Source organism: Kitasatospora sp. NPDC047058 (assembly GCF_040643935.1).
Lineage (GTDB): Bacteria > Actinomycetota > Actinomycetes > Streptomycetales > Streptomycetaceae > Kitasatospora.
In genome coordinates this window covers 1-16,030 of sequence record NZ_JBEYVJ010000057.1, presented here as the reverse complement: position 1 = coordinate 16,030, position 16,030 = coordinate 1, and the positions used below count along the sequence as shown (strand labels likewise).

At 74.4% G+C, this 16,030-nt stretch carries 17 protein-coding genes; 6 read left to right on the top strand and 11 right to left on the bottom strand.

All coding sequences use genetic code 11. From position 1 onward, the window contains the following. Positions 1–49: 49 nt before the first annotated feature. A complete protein-coding gene (locus tag ABZ885_RS11930; protein ID WP_360186708.1) occupies positions 50–613 on the top strand; it encodes a PPA1309 family protein in 564 nt (187 codons plus the stop codon). A 12-nt stretch (positions 614–625) separates the two neighbouring features. Here the strand turns inward: ABZ885_RS11930 and ABZ885_RS11925 are convergent, their stop codons facing one another. The 4 genes from ABZ885_RS11925 to ABZ885_RS11910 all read right to left on the bottom strand — a co-directional run bounded on the left by ABZ885_RS11925 (position 626) and on the right by ABZ885_RS11910 (position 3,794). Then, positions 626–1,711 (bottom strand): PDZ domain-containing protein, encoded by a 1,086-nt coding sequence (locus ABZ885_RS11925; protein ID WP_360186706.1) that lies wholly within the window; start codon positions 1,709–1,711, stop codon positions 626–628. A gap of 42 nt (positions 1,712–1,753) precedes the next feature. After that, entirely contained in the window at positions 1,754–1,942 is a 189-nt protein-coding gene (locus ABZ885_RS11920; RefSeq protein ID WP_360186704.1) for a hypothetical protein, read from the bottom strand. A 182-nt stretch (positions 1,943–2,124) separates the two neighbouring features. Continuing rightward, positions 2,125–2,565 carry a molybdenum cofactor biosynthesis protein MoaE gene (locus ABZ885_RS11915; RefSeq protein ID WP_360186702.1) on the bottom strand — a complete coding sequence of 147 codons (441 nt, stop codon included), beginning with the start codon at positions 2,563–2,565 and terminating at the stop codon, positions 2,125–2,127. A gap of 140 nt (positions 2,566–2,705) precedes the next feature. Next, the gene (locus ABZ885_RS11910; protein ID WP_360186737.1) at positions 2,706–3,794 is read right to left on the bottom strand and encodes an NAD-dependent epimerase/dehydratase family protein; all 1,089 of its coding nucleotides are present in this window, start codon (positions 3,792–3,794) and stop codon (positions 2,706–2,708) included. 269 nt (positions 3,795–4,063) lie between these two features. On the opposite strand from ABZ885_RS11910, the gene ABZ885_RS11905 reads away from it, so the two are divergent. Next, entirely contained in the window at positions 4,064–5,590 is a 1,527-nt protein-coding gene (locus ABZ885_RS11905) for a zinc-dependent metalloprotease (protein WP_360186700.1), read from the top strand. After that, on the top strand, positions 5,587–6,174 hold the full coding sequence (locus tag ABZ885_RS11900; protein ID WP_360186698.1) for an NUDIX hydrolase: 588 nt from the start codon (positions 5,587–5,589) through the stop codon (positions 6,172–6,174). The genes ABZ885_RS11905 and ABZ885_RS11900 overlap by 4 nt, the downstream gene beginning before the upstream one ends. Positions 6,175–6,319: 145 nt before the next feature. Here ABZ885_RS11900 and ABZ885_RS11895 read toward each other — a convergent pair whose 3' ends face one another. Continuing rightward, positions 6,320–7,000, bottom strand: a complete 681-nt coding sequence (locus ABZ885_RS11895; RefSeq protein WP_360186696.1) for a M48 family metallopeptidase — start codon at positions 6,998–7,000, stop codon at positions 6,320–6,322. A gap of 324 nt (positions 7,001–7,324) precedes the next feature. Here ABZ885_RS11895 and ABZ885_RS11890 point away from each other — a divergent pair, with 324 nt between their 5' ends. Continuing rightward, positions 7,325–8,413: a ThiF family adenylyltransferase gene (locus ABZ885_RS11890; protein WP_360186694.1), complete on the top strand. Its 1,089-nt coding sequence runs from the start codon at positions 7,325–7,327 to the stop codon at positions 8,411–8,413. A 47-nt stretch (positions 8,414–8,460) separates the two neighbouring features. On the opposite strand, the gene ABZ885_RS11885 is transcribed toward ABZ885_RS11890, so the two are convergent. Next, positions 8,461–9,057 carry a dihydrofolate reductase family protein gene (locus ABZ885_RS11885; protein WP_360186692.1) on the bottom strand — a complete coding sequence of 199 codons (597 nt, stop codon included), beginning with the start codon at positions 9,055–9,057 and terminating at the stop codon, positions 8,461–8,463. 427 nt (positions 9,058–9,484) lie between these two features. Here ABZ885_RS11885 and ABZ885_RS11880 point away from each other — a divergent pair, with 427 nt between their 5' ends. After that, positions 9,485–10,855, top strand: coding sequence for an AarF/ABC1/UbiB kinase family protein (locus ABZ885_RS11880; protein ID WP_360186690.1), 1,371 nt, complete (start codon positions 9,485–9,487; stop codon positions 10,853–10,855). Positions 10,856–10,955: 100 nt separating this feature from the next. On the opposite strand, the gene ABZ885_RS11875 is transcribed toward ABZ885_RS11880, so the two are convergent. From ABZ885_RS11875 to ABZ885_RS11860, 4 genes are all read right to left on the bottom strand, one after another. Further along, positions 10,956–11,354: a hypothetical protein gene (locus ABZ885_RS11875; protein ID WP_360186688.1), complete on the bottom strand. Its 399-nt coding sequence runs from the start codon at positions 11,352–11,354 to the stop codon at positions 10,956–10,958. Then, positions 11,351–11,719: a WhiB family transcriptional regulator gene (locus ABZ885_RS11870; RefSeq protein WP_360186686.1), complete on the bottom strand. Its 369-nt coding sequence runs from the start codon at positions 11,717–11,719 to the stop codon at positions 11,351–11,353. The genes ABZ885_RS11875 and ABZ885_RS11870 overlap by 4 nt, the downstream gene beginning before the upstream one ends. A gap of 171 nt (positions 11,720–11,890) precedes the next feature. Continuing rightward, complete coding sequence (locus ABZ885_RS11865; protein ID WP_360186684.1) at positions 11,891–12,376, bottom strand: hypothetical protein; 486 nt, start codon at positions 12,374–12,376, stop codon at positions 11,891–11,893. A gap of 278 nt (positions 12,377–12,654) precedes the next feature. Continuing rightward, on the bottom strand, positions 12,655–14,823 hold the full coding sequence (locus ABZ885_RS11860; RefSeq protein WP_360186735.1) for an ATP-dependent DNA helicase UvrD2: 2,169 nt from the start codon (positions 14,821–14,823) through the stop codon (positions 12,655–12,657). Between the two features lie 280 nt (positions 14,824–15,103). Between ABZ885_RS11860 and ABZ885_RS11855 the strand changes: the two genes are divergently transcribed. Next, positions 15,104–15,361: a mycoredoxin gene (locus ABZ885_RS11855; protein ID WP_360186682.1), complete on the top strand. Its 258-nt coding sequence runs from the start codon at positions 15,104–15,106 to the stop codon at positions 15,359–15,361. A gap of 53 nt (positions 15,362–15,414) precedes the next feature. On the opposite strand, the gene ABZ885_RS11850 is transcribed toward ABZ885_RS11855, so the two are convergent. Then, the coding region (locus ABZ885_RS11850; RefSeq protein ID WP_360186680.1) for a GntR family transcriptional regulator at positions 15,415–16,030 on the bottom strand (616 nt) is incomplete at its 5' end.

Genomic DNA, 16,030 nt, shown 5'->3' with positions numbered 1-16,030 from the left:
GCCGCCGCCGGGGCGCCGCCCGGGACCCCCGGCGTGTGAGGATTGAGGCATGTCCGATGTCTCCAATTCCCCCGACGACGTCTCCAAGCTCCCGGCCGCGACCCCGCTGACCCGGGCCGCCCTGGAGATCGACGAGTACGCCGCCACCCTCGGCTGGGACCTCCCGGCCCGACTGTTCGCCCTGGTGGACAGCGCCGCACTGCGCAAGGCCGACCCGCGGGTCGCCCGGCAGCTCGGCCTCAGCGATGAAGACGAGGCCGGCCTCACCCCGGTCGAGCAGGACGAGCTGCCGGCCGGCATGGAGCTGGACAAGTTCCTCGGCACCATCGCCTGGCCCGACGCGGTGGCCGGCTGCGCCCTGGTGGTCGAGCGGCTGATGCTGCCGCCGGGCGCCGAGCAGTCCCGCCCGCGCAACGCGAGCGACGCCCAGCTCGCCGACTGGGTGGCCAACCACCCCAAGCGCGAGGAGGTGCGGATCACCGCCGCCGTGCTGCGCGACGGCAAGAAGGAGATCGCACTGCGGCTGCGCTCCAAGGACTCCGCGCGCGAGGTGCTGACCGGCCCCGACCTGGTCCCGGGCCTCACCGCCGCGCTGCTGGCGACCTTCTCCTGAGACTGTCTGCGGCTACTTGGCGCAGGACGGCAGCGCGGAGGTCTGCCCGGAGCGGATCTGCTCCAGCGACTTCAGCGCGCCGTCCAGCGTCTCGGCCTTGACCAGGGTCAGCCCGGAAGGGGTGTCCTTGCGCGCCTCGGCGCAGTTGGCGGCCGGGGTGAAGAAGTACTCGGCGCCGGCGTCGCGGGCGGCGATCAGCTTCATCGAGATCCCGCCGATCGGGCCGACCTTGCCGGCGTCGTCGATGGTGCCGGTGCCCGCGACGAACTTACCGCCGGTGAGGTCGTCGGGGGTGAGCTTGTCGATGATGCCGAGCGAGAACATCAGCCCGGCGCTCGGCCCGCCGACGTCCTGCAGGCCGATGTCGATCTGGAACGGGTAGGTGTGCCGGACCCCGGGCCGGATGCCGACCATCGCCGAACCGGTGTCCGGGGACTTCACGGTCGGGACGGTGATGTCGGTCCTGGCCGCCGTCGGGTCGGCCTTGCCGCCGGCGTCCTTGGCCATCGGCACCACGGTGAAGACCACCGACTCGCCGGGCTGGTGCCGGGTGACCGCCTTGGCGACCCCGTCCGCGTCGGTGACCGGGGTGCCGTCCACCGCGACGACCCGGTCGCCGGCGTGCAACCGGCCCTCCGCCGGGGCGCCGGCGGTGACCGACTGGACGATCAGCTCGCTGCCGATCGGGATGCCGAGCTGGGTGAGCGCCGCCGTCCGCGCGTGGTCCTCGGAGAGGGTGAACTCCTCGGCGTTCTGCTTCTTGGCGTCCGCGTCGCTCTGCCCCTGCGGGTACACGTTGTCGTGCGGCACCACCAGGACGTCGCCCCGGAGCCAGCCGAGCACCGCGTTCACCAGGCTCGGCTCGTACCGGGCGCCGGTGACCTGGACGGTCGTCATGTTGAGGTGCCCGCTGGTGGGGTACGACTCGTGGCCGGTGATGGTGATCACCGGCGTGCCCGCCTTCCCCTGCACGCCGAGCGTGTTGTACGTCGGCCCCGGGCTCATCTCCGTGTACGGCACCTTCATCAGCACCGAGACGCAGAGCAGCGCTATGAGCAGCAGGGTGGCGGCGAGCATCGTCGCAGAGCGGCGTGGCATGCCTCGACAGTACGGGACGAGGCCCACGGCGTGCCGCCCGGGCTACCGGCCGGAGCCCTCGCGCGGTCCGGCACCGGCGGTGGTGCGTTCCATCGCGTCCATGAAGCGCCGGTGTTCGGCGAGTGAGGCGGGGTCCCCCGTGGCCTTCGGCGCCCGCTGGGCCCAGCCGGCCCACACGGTCGCGAGCAGAGCGGCGACAACCGGAATGATCAACCAGGCGAGCACAGCCATGTCAGTACTCCCAGCTCGTCGTGTCTATGAGCAGATTAACCACCCTGGCGGACAACGCAGGTGGCGCCGTCCGGGTTACGGGAGGGCCGATCGGCTCACTGCCAGGGAGTATTCGGCGCACCGGCCCACACCCGTTCGAGTGAGGGCCCGGCGCGCCTGCGTGTCAGCAGTGTTGTAGCAGGTCAGCAGTTGCCCGCGCCGACCCACTCCTCCTCGCCGTCGGAGAAGACCTGGTGCTTCCAGATCGGCACCTCGTGCTTGAGGTCGTCGATCAGCCGGCGGGCGGCGGCGAAGGCCTCCCCGCGGTGGGCGCAGGAGACCGCGACGATCACGGCCTTGTCGGTGATCTCCAGCCGGCCGATCCGGTGGACGGCCGCGAGCGCGCGGACCGGGAAGTCCGCGACGACCTTCTCGGCGATCCGGCGCATCTCCTGCTCGGCGGTGGGGTGGCAGCTGTACTCCAGCGCGGAGACGGACTTGCCGCCGTCGTGGTCACGGACCGTCCCGACGAAGACGGTCGTACCGCCGGCCGCGTCGTCGCCGACCGCCTCGTACACCTCGTCGAGCGAGAGCGGGGTGTCGCGGATGGCGAGCAGGCGGATGGGGTGGTGGTTCTCGGACATGACCCCAATGATTGCCCATCCCGGACGGTTTCCGGCAGGGGCTTCCGTATCACGATTGCGGAATTTCGCATCGTGAGAAAGCGGCCCCGGCCCTCCCCTCCGGCCGGGGCCGCGTCCCGGGCTGCCCCCTTAGGAGCGCCTCAGAACCGGCGCCGCTTGCGGGCCCGCCGGACCAGCGCCGCCGTACCGACCAGCGCCACCGTCGCACCGGCCGCGCCCAGGCTCGTCGCGGCCTCCTTGCCGCCCAGCCGCCGGCCGGCCACCGCATGCTTGCCGGACACCTGCGCCAGCAGCTCCGCCAGCACCTGCTCGTTGCTGTACGCGGGCCGCCAGCCCGCCTCGTGCAGCCGGCTGCCGGAGACCACCCACGGGTACATCGTGTAGGCGAGGTCCCCGGCCGGGGCCGGGGTCAGGCCCAGCCGGTGCAGCCGGGCCGCGGTGCCCAGCGCCAGCGAGGCCGGCAGCTCCATCCGCCGGATCCCCGACAGCCGCTCCACGTCCTCCTGCTCCAGCCAGCCGTCGCAGCCGACCGTCACCTCGCCCTCGACCAGGCCCAGCGCCGCGTACTCCAGCGCCGCCGCCAGGTCGTCCACGTGGCAGAACTGCCAGCACGGCCGGGAGCCGGCCACCACCAGCAGCCGGGGCGCCTCGAAGTGCCGGGTCAGCACGGTGTCGACGCCCGGCCCGACCACCACGGCCGGGCGCAGCACCGTCACCTGCAGCCCCGGGTGGGCGCGCGGGGCCCGCCGGGCCAGCCGCTCGATCTCCAGCAGGTCCCCGACCAGCGAGGCCTCCTCGGTGGCCCGCAGCTCGGAGTCCTCCGCCAGCGGCACCTCGTTGTCGGCCAGCGCGCCGTAGACCATCGCCGAGGTGCAGAGCACCACCCGGTGCACGCCGGCCGCCGCGGCCGCGGTCAGCACGGTCTGCGCGCCGCGCACGTTGTAGGCGCTGCGGGCGCGCGGGTCGGACTCCATGCCGAGGTCCATCGCCAGGTGCACCACCACGTCCACCCCGGCCAGCCGCTCGGCCACCGCCGGGTCCCGGACGTCCAGGACGCGCCACTGCACGCCCGGCACCTCGCCGCGGCGGTCGTCCACCGCGAGGACCTTCTTCACCCCGGGCGAGGCCACCAGGCGGGCCGCGACCCGCTCACCGAGCACGCCCGCGGCGCCAGTGACGGCCACGGTCAGCGGCCTGCCGCCGTAGGCTGGAGGCGGCGACGCCGCGATGTCCGGGGCGTCCTCTCCTCCGGTCAGCCCAGAGCGAACGTCCGAAGGCGGGGAACTCACCGGCCATCCTCCACGGTTAGCTTATGTGCGTACGTACGTGTGTCACGTACGTCCATCCTGCCCGAGGCGAAGGCCCGGCGGTGCACCCGGCGCGGGCCAGCCGCGCGGGAGCCGCCCACCGGCCGCGAGTCCCCCACTCCGCCGACCGCCCCGGACGGGCAGACTTTCCCGCCACCACCCGCATGACGGCCGACCGGATCGAGGACCCCGTGAGCGACCTTCCCTTCGGATTCGGCGTTCCGCCAGAGGAGCCCGAGGACGGCAAGGCCAAGCCCGAGGACGCCGAGGGCAAGCCCGGCGACGAGCAGAAGAAGGAGCAGAGCGGCCCGCAGCCCTTCGGCTTCGGCGGCAACCCGCTCGGCGCGCTGTTCGGCATGGGGATGCCCGGCGGCCCCGGCACGCCCGGCGGCCCGGGGGCACCCGGCGGGGCCGACAACCCCTTCGCCGCGATGTTCGGCGGCCTCAACCCGAACGACCTCGGCGCCGCCTTCCAGCAGCTCGGGCAGATGCTCTCCTTCGAGGGCGGCCCGGTGAACTGGGACCTCGCCAAGGACATCGCCCGCCAGACCGTGGTCGCCGAACCCGCCGAGGGCAAGAGCAAGGACCGCTCGGTCGGCGCCGCCGAGCGCTCGGCCGTCGCCGAGGCCGTCCGGCTCGCCGACCTCTGGCTGGACGGCGTCACCGAGTTCCCCTCCGGCGCCGGCACCGCCGTCGCCTGGAGCCGGGCCGAGTGGATCGAGGCCACCCTCCCGGTCTGGAAGGACCTGGTCGACCCGGTCGCCGAGCGGGTCGGCAACGCCATGGGCGGCGTCCTGCCCGAGGAGATGCAGGCCATGGCCGGCCCGCTGATGGGCATGATGCGCTCGATGGGCGGCGCCATGTTCGGCACCCAGATCGGCCAGGCGCTCGGCGCGCTCGCCGCCGAGGTCGTCGGCTCCACCGACGTCGGCCTGCCGCTCGCCCCGGCCGGCAAGGCCGCGCTGCTGCCGCAGAACATCGCCGAGTTCGGCGAGGGCCTGAACGTGCCCGCCGACGAGGTCCGGCTCTACCTCGCCCTGCGCGAGGCCGCTCACCAGCGGCTCTTCGCCCACGTGCCGTGGCTGCGCGCCCACCTGTTCGGCGCCGTCGAGGCCTACGCGCGCGGCATCAAGGTCGACACCTCCCGGATGGAGGAGCTGGTCGGCCAGCTCGACCCGGGCAACCCGGAGGCGCTCCAGGAGGCGCTGGCCGGCGGCCTGCTCCAGCCCGAGGACACCCCCGAGCAGAAGGCCGCGCTGGCCCGGCTGGAGACCGCGCTCGCACTGGTCGAGGGCTGGGTCGACGCCGTCGTGCACGCCGCCGCCGAACCGCACCTGCCGCAGGCGGGCGCCCTGCGCGAGACCGTCCGCCGCCGCCGCGCGGCCGGCGGGCCCGCCGAGCAGACCTTCGCCACCCTGGTCGGCCTGGAGCTGCGCCCGCGCCGGCTGCGCGACGCCGCCCGGCTCTGGGCCCTGCTCGCCGACGCCCGGGGCACCGGGGGCCGCGACGACCTCTGGCAGCACCCCGACATGCTCCCCACCGCCGCCGACCTGGACGACCCGGACGCCTTCGTGCACCGGGACACCGCCGGCGACCTGGAGGGCGGCTTCGACTTCGACGCGCTCGACAAGCTGCTCGGCGAGGCGGCCGCGGGCGGGTCCGGGCCCGACCTGAAGAAGAAGGACGACGAGGACGGGAAGGGCGAGCCCACCGCATGACGCTCACCGAGACGGGCGCGTCCGCCCTGCACGCGGACGCGGTCCGCACCCTGAGCCGCTGGCAGCCCGCCGAGCCGGAGCAGGAGCGGCTGCGGCGCGACTACCTGGAGCACCTGGCCGAGCAGCCCGAGGGCCTGTTCCGGTCCTGCCTGCCCGCCCACATCACCGCCAGCGCGGCCGTCGTCGACCCGGCGGCCGGGCGGGTGCTGCTCACCCTGCACCCCAAGGTGGGCATGTGGCTGCAGATGGGCGGCCACTGCGAGCCGGGCGACCGCGACCTGGCCGCCGCCGCGCTGCGCGAGGCCACCGAGGAGTCCGGCATCCCGGACCTCGCCCTGTTCACCGTCGGCGGCCTGCCGGTGCCCGCCAAGCTGGACCGGCACCAGGTCCGCTGCACGGGCAAGGACCGGCCGGAGAACACCCACCTCGACGTCCAGTACATCGCGGTGGCCCCGCCCGGCGCGCAGGCGCTGATCAGCGAGGAGTCGCTGGACCTGCGCTGGTTCGACTACGACCGCCTGCCCGAGCTGACCGACCACTCGGTGCGCGACCTGGTGGCGCGGGCCCGGGAGCTGACCGGCTGAGGCCGGAGTCGGTGTGACGGCCGTCGGTGTCCCGGCATTCGGTGTGACGGCATTCGGTGTGACGGCATGAGGAGGGGGCGCGGACCTGGTGGTCCGCGCCCCCTTCGTCGTGTCCGGTCGTGCCGTTCCGGTGCCGGGCGGCGGCTCAGCCGCAGGAGCCGGCCGGGTCGGGCTCCGCCGGCCCGCCCGCGTGCCGGGCGCCGGGGATGTGCGGCAGCCGGGCCGCCGAGACCACGCCCTCCAGGTAGCCGCGGGCCCGCTCGGTACGGGGGTAGGCCTCCAGCAGCGCCCAGAACGCCGGGCCGTGGTCCGGCACCAGCAGATGGGCCAGCTCGTGCAGCAGCACGTAGTCGACGACGTACTCGGGCATGCCCTGGAGGCGGTGCGAGAGCCGGATCGTCCGCTCGCTGGGGGTGCAGGAGCCCCAGCGCGAGTTCTGGTTGGTGACCCAGCGGACCTGGGCCGGCCGGGCCCGCTCGTCCAGGTAGGCGGCCGACAGCTCACGGGCCCGGGCGGCGAGTGCGTCGTCGCCCAGCACCCGCCTGCTCTCCTGGGCGGCCAGCTTCTCCAGCATCTGGGCGACCCAGCGCTGCTCCTCGGCGTGCGACATCCGGGCCGGGATCAGCACGATGGTGCGGTCGCCCTCGCGGTACGCGGAGACCGTACGGCTGCGGCGGGCGCTGCGGCGGACCTCGACCCGGGAGCGGTCGGGGTGCGACTTCTCGCCGTGACCGGACGCGGGGTTCTCCGCACGCGCAGGGGGCTGCGGCGCCTCCTCGGGAGCCGGCCGCTGATCCGGGCGCCCGCGCGTGCTCGGCGCCGCCACCTGCGACCCTGACGCTGCACGGGCACGCCGACGCGACGCCGGGGGATGGGAGTCCCGTTCGGCTGCCATGGCACACGACGTTACCCGCTACCCCGGACAGAAGTCCGCTGCCGTGGCCGAAATCTTTCGTGGAGTGATCGGGAACGAAAGGCCGACACCGGGTGTCCGGAATCCGACCTCGGGCCGGACGGCGGGTTATCCACAGGGCATACGAACAGATCATCTGATCATGAGGCCGCGCCTGTGGACAACGCAGCGCACGGTGCTGCGCCGATCGGGCATGCTGCCGTCGGCCGTCCGGAATCGATCGGAAGGAAATCCGCCGTGCGCCTCCTGCTGAAGCCCGCCCTCTCCCGCAGCTGGCGGGACTCCGAGACCCTGCAGTTCGGCACCGTCCAGCGCTTCGCCGGAGTGCTCGACCACGTGGACCGGCCCCTGCGCGACTTCCTCGGACTGATCGACGGCACGCGCGACCGCCCCGCGCTGCTGGCGGCCGGCGAGCGGGCCGGCCTCGGCCGCGAGCCGGCCGAGGCACTGCTCGACCGGTTGGAGCGGACCGGGCTGCTCGACGACGCCGACGCCACCCGCGGCGCGCTCGCCCGCTTCCCGCAGCCGCACCGCGACCTGCTCGAACCCGACCTCGCCTCGCTCTCCCTGGTCCACTCCGGCCCCGGCGCCGCGCCCGCCGTCCTCGCCCGGCGGGCCGGGCAGCGGGTCGAGGTCCGGGGCGCCGGCCGCATCGGGGCGGCGGTCGCCGCCGTGCTCGCCGCGGGCGGCACGGGCACCGTCACCGTGGCGGACGGCGGCCGGGTCACGCCCGGGGACTGCTCCCCCGCCGGGCTGCCCGCATCCGACATCGGGCGGCTGCGCGTCACCGCCGCCCGTGAAGCCGTCCACCGCGCCTGCGGGCGGCGCCCGGTGCCGCGCTCGCGCAGCGCCCCGGACCGGCGGCCGCCCGACCTGGTGGTGCTGGCGCCCCGGGACGGCAGCGGCGCCTTCGCCGGCGGCACGTACGCGGCCCGGCAGTTGCTCCGCGGAGGCGTTCCCCACCTGTACGTCGGTGTGGTCGAGGAGCTCGGCGTGGTCGGGCCGCTGGTGGTGCCGGGCGTCTCGGCCTGCGGCCACTGCCTGGTGCTGGCGCGGGAGGACGAGGACGCGGCCTGGCCCCGGCTGCTCGCCCAGATCGCCGACGAGGGCCCCGGCCGGGCCCGCACCCCGGCCTGCGACACCGCCCTGGCCACGGCGGTCGCCGGCCTGGCGGCCCTCCACGCCCAGCTCCACCTGGACGGCGAGCGGCCGCCCAGCACGGACGGGTGGTGCGAGGTCTCGGCCTCGGACGGCATGACCCGGCGGCTCCGGCTGCGGGGGCACCCGGACTGCGGGTGCCTCTGGCAGCCGGTGCCACCGGGGTGAGGGAGCACCGGATCCCGGCCGGCGCGCCCGCCCTGCGTGCGGCCGGGTCAGGCGGTGGCCGCCGGGCGGTAGGTGCAGATGTTGACGCCGGTCTTGCTGGTGACCGTGGAGACGAGCTCCAGGGTGCGGAGCCCGCCGTCCTCCGGGAAGATCGTCTTTCCGCCGCCGAGCATGACCGGCATGATCATGAGGCAGAGCTCGTCGACCAGGCCCTCGGCGATCAGGGTGCGCGCGAGGGTGGGGCTGCCCATGAGCGACAGGTCGCCGCCCTCGGCCGCCCGCAGCTCGCGGATGCGGGCCACGGCCTCGCCGCCGGGGATGCGGGTGGTGTTGTTCCAGGTCAGCTCCGAGTCGGCGAGCGTTCCGGTCACCACGTACTTGCGGATGGCGTTCATCTGGTCGGCGAAGGGGTCGCCGGCCCGCTCGGGCCACGCCGCCGCCATCGTCTGCCAGGTGCGGCGGCCGAACAGCAGCGCCTCGGTGCCGGCCATCGCCTCGCCGATGGCGCCGCCCATCACCTCCGGGTCGAAGAACGGGTGGGTCCAGCCGCCGTGGGCGAACCCGCCGTCGGTGTCCTCCCGGGGGCCGCCGGGCGCCTGCACGACGCCGTCCAGGCTGATGAACTCGCTGATCACGATGCGCATGGGGTGCTCGCTTCTCTCTCGCTCCGGGCTTACGGCAGTACAGACCGGCGCGGCACCCGGAACTCATCGCCCCCGCCCGCCCCTTTTCCTGTGATCCGGATCACAGTCCGGGGCGTCGAGCGAACCACCTCCCGGAGGAACGATCAAGGCTCCGAGCCGTCACGACACGGAGGAGCCGCCGATGCCGGCCGAGGCCCCGCCCGAGACCGTCGCCGCCCCCGGCCGACGGACCGCCCGGCCCCGGCGACGGCCTCCGCCGCGTCCCCCGGCGGGTCCGGCGCCGGCTCCCCCGACACCCCTCCCCCGACACCCCTCCCCGACGGCTCCGGAAATGCGGCCGGGGCCGGGGCGGTGAGCGGGCACAATGGCGTCATGACGACCGGCCCCCGACGGCGGGGTGCCGGGGGCGTGGGAATTGGAGACCCGGGTGAGCGATCTTCCGCGCAAGGCAGTGACCCGCACGGCACGACTCGCCGCCCTTCCGCTGGGGATCGCGGGCCGGGCCACCCTAGGGCTGGGCAAGCGGATCGGGGGGCGGTCGGCCGATGTGGTGACGGCCGAGCTGCAGCAGGCCACCGCCGACCAGCTGTTCAAGGTCCTGGGCGAACTCAAGGGCGGGGCGATGAAGTTCGGGCAGGTGCTGTCCGTCTTCGAGGCCGCGCTGCCGGAGGAGGTCGCCGGGCCCTACCGGGCGGCGCTCACCAAGCTCCAGGACGCCGCTCCCCCGATGCCCGCGGCCAAGGTGCACGCGGCGCTCGCCGAGCGGCTGGGCAAGGGCTGGCGCAAGCTGTTCCGGGAGTTCGACGACCGGCCGGCCGCCGCCGCGTCGATCGGCCAGGTGCACCGGGCGGTCTGGCACGACGGCCGCGAGGTCGCGGTCAAGGTCCAGTACCCGGGCGCGGGCGACGCGCTGCTGGCGGACCTCTCGCAGCTGAGCCGGGTGGCCTGGCTGGTCGGCCCGCTCATCCCCGGCCTCGACATCAAGCCGCTGATCACCGAGCTGCGCGAGCGGGTCTCCGAGGAGCTGGACTACGAGCTGGAGGCGCAGGCCCAGCGCCGGCACGCCGAGGAGTTCGCCGGTGACCCGGACATCGTGGTGCCCGGCGTGGTGGCGCAGGCGGACCAGGTGCTGGTCACCGAGTGGATGGACGGCACCCCGCTGGCCGAGGTGATCTCGGACGGCACCCAGGAGGAGCGCGACCGGGCCGGCCACCTGCTGGCGCGGTTCCTGTTCGCGGGCCCCTCCCGGACCGGTCTGCTGCACGCCGACCCGCACCCGGGCAACTTCCGGCTGCTGAAGGACGACGGGCCGGCCGAGGGCTGGCGGCTCGGCGTGCTCGACTTCGGCACCGTCGACCGGTTGCCGGGCGGACTGCCCGCACCGATCGGGGCCTCGCTGCGGATGGCGCTGGCCGGCGACGCGGCGGGCGTGCTGGAGATGCTGCGCGAGGAGGGCTTCGTCAAGCCCTCGATCGAGCTGGACCCGGACGCGGTGCTGGACTACCTGCTCCCGATCATCGAGCCGGCCACCGTGGACACCTTCCACTTCACCCGGGCCTGGATGCGGGCCCAGGCCGCCCGGATCGCCGATCCGCGCTCGCCCGCGTACAACCTGGGCAAGCAGTTGAACCTGCCGCCCGCGTACCTGCTGATCCACCGGGTCACCCTGAGCACCATCGGGGTGCTCTGCCAGCTGGGTGCGAACGCGCCGTTCCGGGACGAGATGCTGCGCTGGCTCCCGGAGTTCGCGGAGCAGCCCGTACGGGCGGAGGAGCCCGGGCCGGCCGGCCTGCGCTGACGGACCGCCCGCCTACGGCCGCAGGCCGCTCCCCGGTTCGGGGGGCGGCCTGCGGCACGACGGGGGTGTTGCTGCTTGGTGTTGCGGCGGGGGCCGGCGCCTACATCAGCGCGACGGCGAGGGCCTTGCGGGCCCGCAGCGAGGCCCGCTCGGCCTTCTGCTTGAGCCGCTTGGCCCGGACGACCCGGGTGACGAGCCGTTCGTGCTCGGCCTCCTGGAGGCGCTCTTGCATATGGGCCCGGGCCAGGGATTCGTGGAGGAGTTGCATTTCGAGGGTCCTGTTCTGGATCTGGAGTTCGGTGGCCTGGTCGGCGCGGACGGTCTGATCGATGGCGGCGGCGGTCATGTGGTGGTCCTGCTCGTGGTGCGACGTGGGGAAGTGGACGGTGCGGGCTGCGTCAGCCTTGGCGGCGGCGATACGCACGGAGCGGCGGAGGGCGCTGTCCAGCGGGGGCTGCTCTCCCCGGCGGACGGCCTCGGCTCCGGGCGCGGGGTTCACGCCGCGACCTCGGTCTTGCGCGGACGGCCACGCGGCCGCTTGCGGGCCACGACGACGCCCTGGACGAAGAGCTCGCCACCCCAGACGCCCCACGGCTCACGCCGCTCCAGCGCACCGGTCAGACAGGCGTCCTTGACCGGGCAGGTGCCGCAGAGGGACTTCGCGTACTCGACGTCGGCGGGCGTCTCGGCGAAGAAGACCTCCGGGTCGAAGGCGCGGCACGGGATGGGGAGACCGAGCGCCTCGGCCTGGTCGATCGAGGTGAGCTGCATCTGGGATACCTCCGGAGGGTCGGCCTGGTCGGCCTGGGTGTTCTGGCTTGTCGTCGGTACGGACGGGATGGGCGGCGTGATGACCGTGGACACTGTGGGCGTCTTCCTCGTCTTCTCAGTGGGTCCGGCTCAGCTGACTGGTGGGGCTGGGCCGGAGGCCCCGGAGGGCCTGGGTGGTCTTGCGTACCGGACAAAACAGAAGGGCCGCGGATCCCGGTGGTGACGGGGTTCCGCGGCCCTGGAGGTGGCCGACCTGAGTCTTCCTCAGGTTCGTTCTCTCCAGGGTTCAGGCCCGCGGAAGGCCCGCATCCGGACGGCCTTGGCCTCGTCCTTGAAGACGGCCATGGCCTGGTTAATCTGCTGCTCGTTCTGCTTCTGGGCGTTTCCGGCACCGATGACCTGCGCATAGCCGCCATGCATGGCGGCGGCTACGGCCGCCTTCGGTGCCTGGGTCGGTCGCTCATCGCGCAGGGAGCGCGACGTGCCCACCGGTGCCCAGTCACGGGACAGACCGGCCTCGACATTGGCGCCTTCGCTGCCATTGCCGCCCTGGACGCCCGTGCTGCACAGATCAGTGTGTCCAAGACCACTGACAGCGGAGCCCAGGGAAGCGGGGACGACGGTGACACCGGTGGCGTCGAGACCCAGACCGGTTCCGCCAACGGCGGCGAGAGCCCGCAGGCGGGCGGCGCGCAGGGAGGCAGCGACAACGGTCTGGCCAGTCATTTTGGTGATCATGGTGGTTTCCACTGTCTTCGCCTCCTCTCGGCGTCTCGCGGAGCCCGGTCTCCCCGGCTCCGAACCTGTTCGGATGTCTGTCTCGGTGGTGCTGGTGAAGCTGGTGTTGCGGATCAAGCTTTCGGGCGCAGGAGAACACGCCACAGGCGTGACCCCGTGCGATCTCGTCCCCTTGACCGCTCCGGCAGGCTATTGCGCTCCTGGTACGGCGCGCAAACTATTTTTCCGGCGAGTTCCCCGACGAGTTCCGAGGCGCCTCGAAGCGCCTGCCACCTCTGCCCCGGACCGGCTCAGGCCGGTTCGCCCGGACCGCCGTCCTCGACGTCGGCCGGATCCTCCTCGGGCTCCTCCCCCGCACACAACGAGAGCACGGCGGCCCCGTACTTGTCCAGCTTCATCGCGCCGACCCCCGAGATCACCGCCAGCTCCTGCCGCGTCGCGGGGACGTCCTCGGCGATCGCCATCAGCGTCGCGTCGGTGAAGACCACGTAGGCCGGCGCGCCCTGCTTCCGGGCCTGGGCGGCCCGCCACTCGCGCAGCCGCTCGTACAGCGCCTCGTCCATCGAGGAGGGGCAGCTCTCGCAGCGGCGGAGCTTGCGCTCGACCGCCTCGGTGAGCACCCGCTCGCAGACCCGGCACTTGACCGGCCCGCGCACCCTGCGCCCGGCGGAGCGCTCGCCCGGCTCGACGCCGCCGCGTCCGCCCCGGCCCCCGGCGCGCGCGCCGGGCATGCCGGAGCCCGGCCGCAGGCCGTCCAGGAAGCGGGTGGGCTTGCGGCTCGCGCGGCCGCCCGGGGAGCGGGAGAGCGCCCAGGAGAGCGAGAGGTGCTTGCGGGCGCGGGTGACGCCGACGTACAGCAGCCGGCGCTCCTCCTCGATCTGCTCGTCCGTCTTGGCGTAGATGATCGGCATGGTGCCCTCGGTGAGGCCGACCAGGAAGACGGCGTCCCACTCCAGGCCCTTGGCGGCGTGCAGGGAGGCCAGCGTGACGCCCTCGACGGCCGGGGCGTGCTGGGCGGCGGCGCGGGCGTCCAGCTCGGCGACGTACGCGGCGAGGTCGGCGGGCTCCCCGGCGGCGGCGCGGGTGCGCTCGAACTCCTCGGCGAGCCGGACCAGCGCGGCCAGCGACTCCCAGCGCTCGCGCACCGCGCCGGAGCCGGCCGGCGGCTCGGGGGTGAAGCCGCGGGTGGCGAGCACCGCGCGGACCTGCGCGGCCAGGCCGGGGGCGCCGTCGGTGAGCGGGTCGGAGCCGGCCCGGGCGGCGCCGCGCAGCAGCACCCCGGCGTCGCGCACCTCGGGCCGCTCGAAGAACCGCTCGGCGCCCTTGAGCTGGTAGGAGACGCCGAGGTCGGCGAGCGCCTGCTCGTAGACCTCGGACTGGCCGTTGGTGCGGAACAGCACGGCGACCTCGCTGGCCCGGACGCCGGAGGCGAGCAGCTCCTGGATCCGGCGGGCCGTCGTCTCGGCCTCGGTGGGCTCGTCCTCGTACTCGGTGTAGACCGGCTCGGGCCCGGCCTCGCGCTGGGAGACCAGCTCGAGCCGGTGCCGGGCGGCCTCGCCGCGGGCCTGGGCGAGCAGCCCGTTGGCGAGGTGGACGACCTGCGGCGTGGAGCGGTAGTCGCGGACCAGCTTGACCACCGTCGCCTCCGGGTGCCGGGTGCGGAAGTTCAGCAGGTAGTCGGGGGTGGCGCCGGTGAACGAGTAGATGGTCTGGCTGGCGTCGCCGACCACGCAGAGGCTGGCGCCGCCGCCGGCCCCGGTCCACTGGTCGAGCAGCCGCTGCTGGAGCGGCGAGACGTCCTGGTACTCGTCGACGGTGAAGTGCCGGTACTGGGAGCGGACCTGGTCGGCGATGTCCGGCCGGTCCTCCAGGATGGCGGCGGTGAGCAGCAGGACGTCCTCGAAGTCGATGACGCCGCGGCGGCTCTTCGCCTCCTCGTAGACCCGGTAGACCTGGGCGGTCTCGGCCGGGTCGCGCGGGGCCTCGCGGCCGGACTTCTGGACGGCGGCGGGGTAGTCGTCGGGCCCGAGCTGGGTGACCTTGGCCCACTCGATCTCGGCGGTGAGGTCGCGCAGCTCGGTGCGCTGGACCCGCAGGCCGCAGCGCCCGGCGGACTCGGCGACCAGCTGGACCTTGCGCTCCAGCAGCTGGGGCACCGGTCCGCCGACGGCGCGCGGCCAGAAGTACTGGAGCTGGCGCAGCGCGGCGGCGTGGAAGGTGCGGGCCTGGACGCCCTCGGCGCCGAGCTGGCGCAGCCGGCCGCGCATCTCCCCGGCGGCGCGCGCGGTGAAGGTGACGGCGAGGACCTGGGCGGGCTGGTAGACGCCGCTGCGCACGCCGTAGGCGATCCGGTGGGTGATGGCGCGCGTCTTGCCCGTGCCGGCGCCGGCGAGGACGCAGACGGGCCCGTGCAGGGCGGTGGCGACGGCCCGCTGCTCGGGGTCGAGCCCGGCGAGCACCGCGTCGGGGCCGGTGGCGGGCCCGGCGCCGCCGAAGTCGAACGGGCTGCCGCTCAGAAGGTCTTCCTGCATGCGTTCCATCCTCTCAGCCCGGGCCGACAATCCGGGCGGAGTTGTCCACAGGCCCGGTGTGATCGCAGGATGATCGGCGCGCGGCCGGGCGTGCGGGGCCGTCCCCGCTCCGGGCGCCCGCGGACCGACCGGTCCCGCGGAATGACCGGTGCACGGCACGCGTTCTCCCCCGAGACCGCACGCCCCTCTTCCCGAAGGAGTCCCCCCGATGTCCGGCAGCGTCACGATGTACAGCACGACCTGGTGCGGCTACTGCAACCGCCTCAAGAGCCAGCTGGACCGGGAGGGCATCGGCTACACCGAGGTCAACATCGAGGAGGACCCGGCGTCGGCGTCCTTCGTCGAGTCGGTGAACAACGGCAACCAGACGGTGCCGACGGTGCTGGTGACGCCGGAGGGCGGCGGCGAGCGGGTCGTGATGACCAACCCGAGCCTGCTCCAGGTCAAGAAGGCCCTGGCGGGCTGACCGGCCCGGCGGCACGGCACACACGGCGGTGCCCGCGGCCCGGGGCCGGCGCGTCACGGCGCGTCGGCCCGGGCCGGGTCGACGGGCGCGGCGGGCGCGGGCAGCTGGGCCCGCGCGGCGAGGTCGCCGACGCCGTAGACCAGCCGGCTGCGGTCGGCGGAGTAGCGGGTCTCGATGACCCGGACCGGCCCGCGCCGGTCGTACGTCACCCGGGTCTGGACCATCAGCGGCACCCCGGGGCCGCCCTGGAACCACTGCGCCTCCTCGGGGCCGGGCATCCGGGCCACCAGGTGGTCGACGGCGCCGACCTCGGTGCGGCCGAGCGCGGCGAGCACGGCCTCGTCCCCGCCGTCGATCTGGTCCGGCTCCATCAGCGGGGTGCCGGCGGCGAGGCCGGCCCGGTAGTGGCTCTCCTCGATCGAGTACGGCTCCCGGTCCAGCATCCGCAGCTGACGGCGGACCACGATCGCCTCGCCGGGCCGCAGTCCGAGCCGTTCGGCGATGTCCACCCGGGCCCGGACGATCATCATCTCGAAGTCGGTGGTGAGCTCCCGGCCGGCCTCGGCGGCCTCGCCGAGGTAGACGGTGGTGGGCGCGGCCAGACAGTCCCGCGGCCCGGCCTGGGGTTCGCGCGGCCCGGCCTGGGGTTCGCGCGGCGCGGGCGGCAGC